Genomic DNA, 11,419 nt, shown 5'->3' with positions numbered 1-11,419 from the left:
TTCTCTAAAGGCATCGGTTTAAGCTGATGCCTTTTTATTCTCAGTTTGTGCTTCAACACTTTGTACCGCGGGATTCATCTTTGCCGCCAAGTCGGTAAATGCCTGCATCGCCACGTCACTGGTAAGAATACGCCCGTGCCCCAACCCTTCGGTAGCTAGCACAGTCACATGTGGATAGTCAGTGGCTTTTTCAGTGACGGTAAAGGAAGCAAAACGGTCGTTTTTATCGTGGGCAATCACCACCGGATGACGGCGACGTGACAATTTTTCGAGCGGCTCAATGGTCTCGATCGGATAACCATGTTGATCACCCACTTCTCGGACAATTTCATCAAACAGCTTCAGTGAATACCCCGATTTTCGGACTGTGGCATATAAATTCTCGCGATAATTCAGCACAGGTGCGACCAAAAAGAGCGGTAAATCATCCATCTGCGGATGCTGGCTCTCGAGTACCGCGGCAGCGCCCATACTATGTGCAATGATCCCAGAAACATTATCAACTTGATCTAATACATCATTGATTGCCTGCACAAAGCCGGGAATGTGGCTCTCCTCTCCACCACTTTGACCGTGGGCAGGATGGTCAAATGCCACCGCACGAAAGCCCAGTGACGCGATATGCGCCATCAGTGGAAAAAACTGGCTGGCAGACCCCGACCAACCGTGCGTCAGCAACCAAGTTGGCCCAGCGCCAAGGCTATACATTTGCAACACCCCTTCTTGGCTTTGTACTTGCGCACGCACCAAGCCTTCCGGTTCTGGGTTTGCCATTGGACTGCGGGTTGGAGTGAGAAAGAGCTTACGTGCCACTTTTTTAGCATGACGAGGTGCCAAGCGATGATGACAACGGCTTACCGCTCCCACGAGCGCGCGTTTAGCGCTAAAACGACCCGGCGTTGAAAAATAGACTTTTCTGCTCATTTGCGATCCTTTACGTCAATAACACACCACTCCTAATGTTTGCTACACCAATCATCACGGCGTCTGGGGATTAACACACGTCGCCACCTTACCGGAAGCCTTGTCGTATTAATAGAACGAACACCCGTTTTAGAATAGGTTGACCTAATGCATACTTTCTATTGGACACTATACCATCAATAGTCGCGCAATCGTTGCGCCATATTCGATTTAGTTTTAACAAGTGCTTTTTTTATCTAATTGCACTGTGACATATGTCTTCATTATGTGCACCAGTCGGCATAAGATGCGAGGCAATATCGATCCATTAGCGACATCCGCGGGATCTCACGCTCAAATTATTATAATTCTCTAGATTGGAACGCCGACTATGACAGTTATCCTTTTAAATCTGATCGCTTTTGCGCTGTTGCTGGCGGTGCTTGTCAAATTGCACAAGCAACAAAAATCCTTATCCACACGTGTGTTTACAGGCCTCGGCTTAGGGGTCGCATTTGGTGCTGCCCTACAAGCGCTATACGGTGCCGACGGTGCAATCACACGCGAAACCATTGGCTACATCAATATTGTCGGGTCCGGCTACGTCAGCCTGCTTAAAATGATCATCATGCCGCTGATCACCGTGTCAATTATCGGCGCGATTTTGAAAGTGAAAGACTCTGGCTCGCTGGGCAAAATCTCTAGCCTGAACATCGGCATCTTGCTTGCCACGACCGCCGCCTCTGCGCTCATTGGTGTATTCGTGAGCAACCTTTTTGGTTTGTCGGCGCAAGATATCGTACAAGGGGCGCGTGAGATGGCGCGCGGTGCTGCTCTGGAGCAACGCTTGGGCTCAGTCGAAGACTTATCACTGGCGGATATGGTTATCTCTTTCTTCCCGCAAAACCCATTTGCAGATCTCGCCGGCAGCCGCCCGACGTCAACCATCGCTGTGGTGATTTTCTCAGCACTCGTTGGTATGGCTGGTGTCACCTTGTCACGTACTCAGCCTGAACTCGGCGAGCGTTTTGAACGCTTTATGGAAGTGGCACAAGAGCTTGTTCGCGCCTTGGTACGTATGATCATCGGCCTCACGCCTTATGGTATTTTGGCTCTAATGACCAAAGTGGTGGCTGGCTCAAACGTGAGCGAAATTCTTGAGCTGGCGAACTTTGTGGTTGCCTCTTATGTAGGCTTGGGTGCCATTCTGGTGATGCATCTGGTATTGATTGGCCTTGTCGGCATGAGCCCGATTCAATATCTGAAAAAAGTGCTCCCAGTGCTGACGTTTGCCTTTACGTCTCGTTCAAGTGCGGCCACGATTCCTCTTAATATCGACTCGCAAATGAAGAACTTGGGCAATGATCCGGCCAGCGCCAACTTCTCCGCCTCATTTGGTGCCACCATGGGTCAAAATGGTTGTGCCGGCCTGTATCCAGCCATGCTAGCAGTCATGATTGCGCCAACCATTGGTATTAACCCACTCGATCCGGGCTTTATCGCCACCTTGGTTGCGATTGTCACTGTGAGCTCATTCGGCATTGCAGGTGTAGGCGGCGGCGCCACCTTTGCGGCACTGATCGTGCTCTCAGCATTGGATATGCCTGTTGCGCTTGCCGGCTTGCTGATTTCTATCGAACCCTTGATTGATATGGGCCGTACTGCTGTGAATGTGAGTGGCTCAATGACGGCCGGCACTCTCACCTCGCGTTTAACCGGTGGCCAAGATAAAAGTGTTTTCGATCACCATGAAGTGGTAAAGCAAGACACGGCTAACGCCTAACGTTACACAACCTTGATTGAGATAATGCCACGCGTTTGCGTGGCATTTTTGTTTTTGCGTTACTCGACATATATAGCCACTCTATTCGCTGACTCAATCCCTTATAACTTGTAAGAATTTATGTCAGCGATTACACTCTGCCTCATTGTTAATGCAGGGACCTCCCTGCCCGTTGTGAGATAAAACATGAGTATTGAACAAACGCTTCAGGCACGCAGTGGCGGCCAATGTGAACTTTGCACCAGCCAAGACAACCTCTCTGTGTATGAAGTCCCGTACTCGCCAGACACCACAGCCAACAGCTGCGTATTGGTCTGTGGCACTTGTCATGATCAGCTTAACAACCCGGAAAACATGGACGTGAACCACTGGCGTTGTCTAAGCGACAGCATGTGGAGCCAAGAGCCTGCGGTTCAAGTGGTTGCCTATCGCCAACTTTCTCGTCTTTCTAGCGAAAGCTGGGCACAAGATAATCTCGACATGATGTACATGGAAGACGATGTCCGTAAGTGGGCAGAAACGGGGCAAGATATCGAAGAAGTCAAAGTGCTGGACGCTAACGGTGTCGCACTGCAAAAAGGCGACGACGTGACCGTGATTAAAGATTTGCCTGTTAAAGGCTCAAGCCAAGTGATCAAACAAGGCACCGTGATCCGTGGCATTAACTTGACCGACGATCCGACCCATGTACAGGGTAAAGTAAACGGCCAAACCATGTTTGTGATTGCGGAGTTCTGCCGCCGTAAGTAATCGACTTTCGCGCCTGTCGAATTCTATACGTAACATGCAAACCGACGCCATCAAGGCGTCGGTTTTTTTTCGGCTGACAAACCGCTGACAGAGTCATACAAAATTCCGCTAGTCGGTATGTGTCTCACGCACTATGATACGCGCCTTTCTCAATCATCTTGGAGTTACTATGAAAACGCGCGGTTGGTTCTTCTTGTCAGTGTTGCTGTTGGCCGGTTGTGCAACGCCTTACTCAACCGAGAAGAACTTTTGGTCATTCGGCATGGGCTTTGATGTGATAGCGGTGAGCCAAGACACGTGGCACATCAGTTTTGTGGGTAATGACTTTACCGACCGGGCCATTGCCCATAAATACGCCCTGCGCAAAGCCGCAGAGCTGGCACAAAACGCTGGCTATCCATACTTCACCTTAAGTGACGAGCAGCTACACGTTGACAATAAAGGCAGCCACGCCACATATAGCGAGCGTAAAGATAAGAAGTGGGATTACGGCTACGGCAATACCTCCACCACCAGCGAAACCACCATCATGGTAATTGCAAAAGGTTATCATCAAGCGCCTAAAACCGACGCCATGGTTTATCAAAGCGCCTTTATTTTACGGAGCGTTACGGTCGAATAGCGCGTGAAAGTGTGCATCATGGTAAGGCACTTGTGTTATTTTCGCCTGCTTGTACACCATGATGCTTGCGCTAGGTCAGTATCGATGGCATGACGAAGGGTGTATACTGCCGCCTCTTTGCTCATTGCCTCGCTCGATTATGTACAACGACCAATTTTTAATGTTGCTGGCTGTGTTTGAACGCGCCGCCCTTCTCCTTATGGCGCTGTTTTGGCTCACTCGCACCCACCTGATCCAAACCATTGTGCAGAAAACCCAGCGCCATCCGATGGAAACGGCGCTGATTGCCGCCTTGTTTGTGTTGTTTGCATTGTTCAGCACCTACACAGGTGTCAATGTAGATGGATCACTGGTTAACGTACGAATCATCGCCATCGTCGCTGGGGGCATTTTGTTTGGCCCTTGGGTAGGTGTGACAGCAGGCGTCGTCTCAGGTATTCACCGCTACCTGATTGATATTGACGGACCAACCTCACAAGCCTGTTTGATCGCCAGCATTATTGCTGGGTGCCTGTCTGCCCTGATCCATTATCGCGCCGATAAACAGCACTATGCCCGTTATGGCATTTTAGCGGGAATGATCTGTGAATCGTTGACCATGTTGCTGATTCTTTTACTGGCGAGTGACCAAGCTCTGGCTCAACACATTGTCGCGACCATTAGCTTTCCGATGATTGCGGGTACCGTCTGTATTGGCCTGATCATCCAACTGGTACAGTACATCGATGATGAAAAAGAACACCTCGCCGCCCAGCAAGCCAAACAAGCGCTGGATATCGCTAACCGTACGTTGCCTTACTTTCGACGCGGTGAAACACGAGGCTTAACCAAAGCGTGCAGTATTATTCGTAAAGACACCGGTGCCGATGCGGTTGCCATTACCGATACCGCCGATGTGTTGGCGTATGTTGGCATTGGTGAGGAGCAATATATTGATGCCCACCACCAAATTAGTCGCCTGACTCAGCAAGCGGTAAAAACCGGCGAACAAATCATCAGCAATGATCTCAACGTGCATGACTTTCGCTCTTTGTTGATCATTCCGCTTTGGGAAAATGGCGTCGTCACCGGGACTTTAAAGGTGTTTTATCGTCAACCTCACCGTATTCGTCGCCCGATGCAAGAAATGGCGATTGGTTTATCGCAATTGATTTCAACCCAGATGGAAGTAGCGCGCATACAAAAGCTTAAAGAAATGGCCAGTAAAGCCGAATTTGCCGCGCTACAAAGTAAAATTAACCCACATTTTTTGTTCAACGCTCTCAACGCGATCTCCAGCTTGATCCGGTTACGTCCGGATGACGCCCGTGGCTTGATTGCCAATCTAGCCGACTTTATGCGTTACAATTTAGAGCGCACACAAGATCTCATCCCTATTACGGATGCCATCAAGCAAGTCAAAGATTATGTGGCAATAGAGCAGGCTCGTTTTGGTGACAAACTTTCCGTTCACTTTGATATTGAAACGACCGACATTAATATTGCGCCTTTACTGATACAACCGCTGGTAGAAAACGCTATTCGCCACGGTTTTCAACCTTCTCGCCGTCCTTGTGATGTCACCATTGCAGTGCGGGCAATTGAACGCGGCGCAGAAATTAGCATTACAGATACCGGCGTGGGCATCGACCCAAATATCGTTGAACAGCTTTATCATGGCACCATCGACAGCCATCATATTGGCTTGATGAACGTTCATCAGCGCTTGATCTTACTCTATGGTCAAGGCCTCACCGTCGAGCCTCTTCATCCAGGAACGCGGGTATCATTTACAGTCGAAAACAAGGAGGCATAATGCGCGCTGTCATTGTTGAAGACGAATATCTTGCTCAAGAAGAGTTGAGATACCTCATTGAAAAGCACAGTGCTATTACTATCACCGAGAGTTTTGATGATGGGTTAGCAGCGCTTAAATATCTGCAGACCCACAAAGTGGATGTGCTGTTTTTAGATATCAACATCCCCTCCATTGATGGCATGTTGCTGGCGCGCAGTTTACACGCGGATGCACGCCCGCCCTTTGTGATTTTTACCACCGCGTACAAAGAGCATGCAGCAGATGCATTTGAGCTTGAGGCATTTGATTACTTGCTTAAGCCGCTCAATGAAACGCGCGTGAAAGGCGTGCTCGACAAGCTTGCTATCGCAGCTACTCCTGCTGATACCCTAACAGAGCAACGCCATACCTTGCATTTAATGCGCGATAACCGGATCCGTATTACCGATACCGCCGACATTCTTTACGCCGCGGCTAACGAAAAGACCACCTTGGTATATACCCCAGATGGCGAGTTCTATGTGCCCTACACCATCAGTGAATTGATGACACAATTGCCAGCCAACTTTTTCCGTTGCCACCGCTCTTACTGCGTTAACTTAGATAAAATCACCGAGATTGCACCGGGCTTAAACAGCACTTACCACGTTTTTCTTCCCGGTATTCCTCATCCCGTGCTGGTCAGTCGCAGCAATCTGAAGGCGTTTCGCGAACGCATGCAGTTGTAATTCATGCCATCTCGCTGCAGTTCATGCCCGCTAACTGCAGCTCATTTTATCTTTTTCACCTACTCTTGATGTGGGGATTCAGGGTCGTATCTTGGGGGTGTTCCCAATAGATAAAACCCTGGAGCGTTACCATGAACGCACGTTTATCCCCCGGCATGAAAACCCTGCTTGGCACTGTATTAGCCCAATTTGCACTTGGCTCTGTCTATACATGGAGCCTGTTTAATGCTCCCCTTGCAGCCCAACTTAATGAGCCTGTCAGCCAAGTGGCTTTCACCTTTGGTATTATGACACTGGCACTGGCACTGGCGTCTTCCGTTTCCGGCCATCTACAAGCACGCTTTGGCGTGCGCCGTGTAACTATCGGCGCAGGCTTATTGCTTGGCACCAGCCTTGCGCTAACCTCTGTTGTCGGCCAACTATGGCTACTTTATCTGACCGCCGGCCTTCTGATTGGCTTGGCTGACGGTACTGGCTACCTCATGACGCTCTCCAATTGCGTACGCTTTTTTCCAAAAAACAAAGGGCTTGCCTCAGCTTGTGCCATTGGCGCTTATGGGTTAGGCAGCTTAGGTTTTAAATACATCAATCTATACTTTTTAGCCGCAGGCGGTGCAGCACTCAGCTTTCAAATGTGGGCGGTTCTGGCCTGTGTCATGGTCGTGATTGGCGGCGCGCTGATGCACGATGCACCACAACAAAAAGCAGCTACAAACGCGTCTGAGACCGATGCACCTGCCGATTACACGCTCTCTGAGTGTTTTAAAACGCCACAATTTTGGCTGCTTGCCACGGTATTCGTCACAATTTGTATGAGTGGGCTTTATGTCATTGGCGTCGCTAAAGATGTGGGTGAACTTTATGTCCACCTTGATGCTGCCACCGCTGCGGAAGCCGTTGCCATTATCGCACTGGCAAATCTAGGCGGCCGTCTGGTGCTGGGTGTGCTGTCTGACCGCATGGCGCGCAGCAAAGTGGTTGGCTTAGCGCTGTTGGTCTGCGCCGCCGGTGTCGGCATGCTCCGCTTTATGCCACTTGACCAATACAGTTTCTATCTATCAGTTGCTTGTGTCGCATTCAGCTTTGGTGGCGCAATTACGGTCTTCCCAACCTTAGTCAGCGACTATTTTGGTATGAATCACCTCAGCCAGAACTACGGGTTTATTTATCTTGGCTTTGGTGTGGGCAGCTTTATGGGCTCTGTCATTGCAGCGCTATTTGGTGGCTTTGTCGCCGCGTTCAGTGTCATGCTGGTGATGATCGCGCTCTCGCTATGCATTGCCTTTACTATCCAAGCGCCGAAGCGTGATAACCAACCGGTCAATCACAGCTGGCAGCTTGAATCGTCAACCCATTAAGCGCTCGCCATCTCGACACGTTACCTCGCTCTGAACGCTTTCCGTGAATCAGGGCGAGGTATTTCTCTCTCCAATCTTCATTCTTATCTCCCCAGAAGAGACTCCCTTATTCACATAAAACTAAAATGTGACAGTGTCACTAGGGGGTAATTATTTACACTGTAAAGTCCCAGAGTGTGGCCGATATCTCCTTGCTTTATTGATCATTCCTTAACCCTTGCCTATTTTCAATGAACGGCAGATCGCCACTCCTCGCTTTTATATTAGGTTTTTGCATGGCACGTACGTTGTTTGTCACCCTACACAGCAAAGCCGCACTGATTTTCCTTCTCGGTATTGTTGGGATCATCTTTAGCAGCTTATTAGTGACTCGCTATTTCTTTTTGTTTGGTATTAACCATTTAGAAGACATAGAGATAACCCGTGCCAACCAGCAGGCAAAAGCTGTTATCCAACGCGTGGTTGATAATCAAGTTGAGTACGCCGTCGATTGGGCCTATTGGGATGACACCTATACGCTACTCACCAACGGGAATACACAATATGCCAGCCGCAATCTCGAGGCCGATACACTGATTTCACTCGGGTTGAGTATGATGGGTTTTGCTGATTTAGACGGTCGCGTGGTGGCGGCTCGGGTGCTTAATAACGATGATGAACGTGAGTTTATCCAACGCATTTATCAATCAGCCGCTATCCGTGAGCATATTTCGCAATCGCTGCCTGATGATGCCCTGACGCCACTTTCCGGCCTGCTAGAGATAGATAATCGCCTTTGGGTGATCAGTCTCAACCCCATTCGTGATAGCTCAGGCACAGCGCCAGCGGTGGGTTGGATGGTATGGGGCCAAGCGCTCACCGGACGTTTCCCATCTGCCTATGAGAACATCCTTACCGGCGACAACAGCCTGCTTGAAGGTGCAATTCTGAAACAAATTGAAACCAGCGAGCATATTGTTCGTACCGACACCAAGCTGACTCGCTACACCCCTTTGTACGATTTAAATAATCAGATTGTTGCGACCCTGAAAACCACCGAACAGCGGCGTTACTATCAAAAAGGTAGGCAAGTATTCCAGTATTTGATCATGACGATGCTCGCTATCACATCACTGATCGGCGTACTCGTTTTTATACTCTATCGCCGGAAAATCGCGAAACAGTTTATTTCCTTTGAGCGCGATGTCAGTGCCCTCCTCGGCGACGGCCCGTTACCGCACAAACGCAAAGACACATTCACCCATATTACCGAGCAAATTAAGGCGCTAGCGCACGCGTCATCAAAAACAGAACGCCAGCTCAAGGAAACGCTGTCGCGCTTCGATGCCTTGTACCACAGCCAGCACTTGGGAATGATTATCTTAATGGATGATCAAATTATCGATGTCAATCAAGCACTATTGGATTTATTGGGTTACGAACGAGAACAAATTACCAGCTTATCCATTCGTGATCTCTGCCGTAACGATGAGAGCACGCTTGCACGTCTTACGTCGCTCTATCAACAAGGTCCCCGTGATGTGACTCACTTTGAGACGGCCCTGCGCTGCTATAAAGGAAACACGCTACCTTGTGCCATTGAGGCAGTCAGGCTCGATGACGGAGAAAACAGCTCGCTGATGCTTTCCGTGAAAGACATTAGCCAACAAAAACAACAAGCAGAGCTGATTGAAACCTTATCACACTATGACACCCTATCTGGATTACTCAATCGCCCATCAACAACAGAAGCGTTGAACGCGGCATTGGCGAACCAAAAGGGCGTATTCGCACTTTATTTTATTGCCACACGTCTGAGAGAGATCTACGAGATTTATGGCCATCATGCCTATGACAGCATGGTGAAACACATTGCCGATACCTTAAAAGGACAGTTTGTTGGTGCCACCATAGGCCGATTAAGCGAAAACGAGTTCATTGTCTTTACCGACAAAAGCAATGAGCGTGACCTTGAGGCTCATGCCTGTCTTGCCCTCAAAGCCAGTGATAACCATATTGCACTGACCGATGCCGAGTTTGATATTGGCTTGAAAGGCGCGCTGATCGGCCCACACCTGCAGTTCCAGCACTTTGAGACCTTGGTACATTGCGGTTTTTACGCTATTGAACAAGCACGTACCGGTAGTAAATACCGCGTGGAGATCGTTGACGAACATATCGCACAGGCAGCGCAAGAAACCTTGGTGATCAACCGCAACCTTGTCTCTGCGTTAAAAAACAATGAGTTCACCGCCTACTTCCAACCCATTGTCAACGCCACATCCAACCAAGTGATTGGCTTTGAAGCACTGGCACGATGGCATCACCCCTCACTCGGTTTAGTCTCACCAGGTGTTTTTGTTCCTTTGGCAGAAAAACACAAATTAATCATTGAGTTGGATGAGGTTGTTCTCGAAAAAGCTTGCGCATTCTTACAACAATTACAGCAGCATTGGCGTAAAAAATCACAACATCGTCTGACCATCCACGTGAACCTTTCCAGTCCCCACTTTGGCGCGAGACGATTAGTGGACAATCTAAAACGCTTGATCAATCGCTATCAGCTTGCCCCGGGGCAACTGGTACTCGAAGTAACGGAAAGCATTCTGCTAGGTGCCGATAAAGAAACCATCAAACGAATGCATGCGTTAAAAGCGTTAGGCGTACAACTGGCTCTCGATGATTTCGGAACCGGCTACTCTTCATTCAGTTCTTTATGCAATTTCCCGTTAGATATCGTCAAACTCGATAAATCTTACATGAGCGAAATTGAAACCAATGATAAAGCCAAAACCTTGGTCCGCAGTATCATTAACATGGCACAAGAATTGGGAATGACCACAGTTGCAGAAGGCGTCGAAACCGCCTCTCAATTACGCATTGTGAATGTATGGCGCGTCGATGAAATTCAAGGGTTTTATTTCTTCAAGCCAATGAGTGCAGAGCAAGCATTAAACACCTTTGGTGAAAATGGTTAATTGTAAGAGCGAGAATAAGCCCGACATAAAAGCTATACTACTCGGCCGCTTTCTCTTCTTCTTGCTGATAAACAGGGTGTTTATACAGGGCAAGATCACGAACGAATTTTGAGCAAAATAGACCAGTTTGACGATCACTTATCGCTGTGATCATATACTCCCTTTTTGACGGGAGTTCACGATGTCCATCGATGCTTTTTCTCAGTACTTTTCTGTTATCCAAGACACACGACAATCAGCCAAAATTTCGTACCCTTTGTTCGATATCTTATTCCTAACGGTGTGCGCCACCATTGCTGGCATGGAGGGATGGGAAGACATTGAAGACTTTGGCGAAGCACACCTTGATTGGCTGCAAGATAAAGGCCTGTTCCTTCAAGGCATTCCCGTTCATGACACGATTGCCAGAGTGGTTTCTTCCATCGAACCTGACCAGTTTCAGGACTGTTTTTTGAAATGGATGCAGGCCGTCAACGTGCACGCTAACGGCGCTCTGATTGCTATCGACGGGAAGGTGCTCCGTAGCTCCTATAACCGAGTG

Annotated in this window: 8 protein-coding genes and 1 pseudogene; 8 read left to right on the top strand and 1 reads right to left on the bottom strand. The window is 48.8% G+C overall.

Annotated features, from left to right (window positions below):
• Positions 1-18: 18 nt before the first annotated feature.
• A complete protein-coding gene (locus N7E60_RS15715; RefSeq protein ID WP_269598614.1) occupies positions 19-924 on the bottom strand; it encodes an alpha/beta hydrolase in 906 nt (301 codons plus the stop codon).
• Between the two features lie 370 nt (positions 925-1,294).
• On the opposite strand from N7E60_RS15715, the gene N7E60_RS15710 reads away from it, so the two are divergent.
• The 8 genes and pseudogenes from N7E60_RS15710 to N7E60_RS15675 form a co-directional block, all read left to right on the top strand.
• The gene (locus N7E60_RS15710) at positions 1,295-2,686 is read left to right on the top strand and encodes an L-cystine transporter (RefSeq protein ID WP_069586930.1); all 1,392 of its coding nucleotides are present in this window, start codon (positions 1,295-1,297) and stop codon (positions 2,684-2,686) included.
• 186 nt (positions 2,687-2,872) lie between these two features.
• Positions 2,873-3,436 carry a PhnA domain-containing protein gene (locus tag N7E60_RS15705; protein WP_069586931.1) on the top strand — a complete coding sequence of 188 codons (564 nt, stop codon included), beginning with the start codon at positions 2,873-2,875 and terminating at the stop codon, positions 3,434-3,436.
• Between the two features lie 169 nt (positions 3,437-3,605).
• Entirely contained in the window at positions 3,606-4,058 is a 453-nt protein-coding gene (locus N7E60_RS15700; RefSeq protein WP_269598613.1) for a CC0125/CC1285 family lipoprotein, read from the top strand.
• A 139-nt stretch (positions 4,059-4,197) separates the two neighbouring features.
• A complete protein-coding gene (locus N7E60_RS15695) occupies positions 4,198-5,853 on the top strand; it encodes a LytS/YhcK type 5TM receptor domain-containing protein (RefSeq protein WP_077765339.1) in 1,656 nt (551 codons plus the stop codon).
• Positions 5,850-6,563: a LytR/AlgR family response regulator transcription factor gene (locus N7E60_RS15690; protein WP_269599022.1), complete on the top strand. Its 714-nt coding sequence runs from the start codon at positions 5,850-5,852 to the stop codon at positions 6,561-6,563. The genes N7E60_RS15695 and N7E60_RS15690 overlap by 4 nt, the downstream gene beginning before the upstream one ends.
• Before the next feature lie 131 nt (positions 6,564-6,694).
• On the top strand, positions 6,695-7,921 hold the full coding sequence (locus tag N7E60_RS15685) for an OFA family MFS transporter (RefSeq protein ID WP_269598612.1): 1,227 nt from the start codon (positions 6,695-6,697) through the stop codon (positions 7,919-7,921).
• Positions 7,922-8,196: 275 nt separating this feature from the next.
• Positions 8,197-10,878 (top strand): EAL domain-containing protein, encoded by a 2,682-nt coding sequence (locus N7E60_RS15680; RefSeq protein ID WP_269598611.1) that lies wholly within the window; start codon positions 8,197-8,199, stop codon positions 10,876-10,878.
• 181 nt (positions 10,879-11,059) lie between these two features.
• Positions 11,060-11,416: pseudogene (locus tag N7E60_RS15675) on the top strand (ISAs1 family transposase); the annotation flags it as partial.
• Between the last annotated feature and the right edge of the window lie 3 nt (positions 11,417-11,419).

Origin of the sequence: Salinivibrio proteolyticus (genome assembly GCF_027286365.1) — a bacterium.
In the GTDB taxonomy this organism is placed as follows: domain Bacteria; phylum Pseudomonadota; class Gammaproteobacteria; order Enterobacterales; family Vibrionaceae; genus Salinivibrio; species Salinivibrio proteolyticus.
The sequence above is the reverse complement of the archived record's forward strand: the minus strand, read 5'-3'. Positions and strand labels throughout refer to the sequence as shown.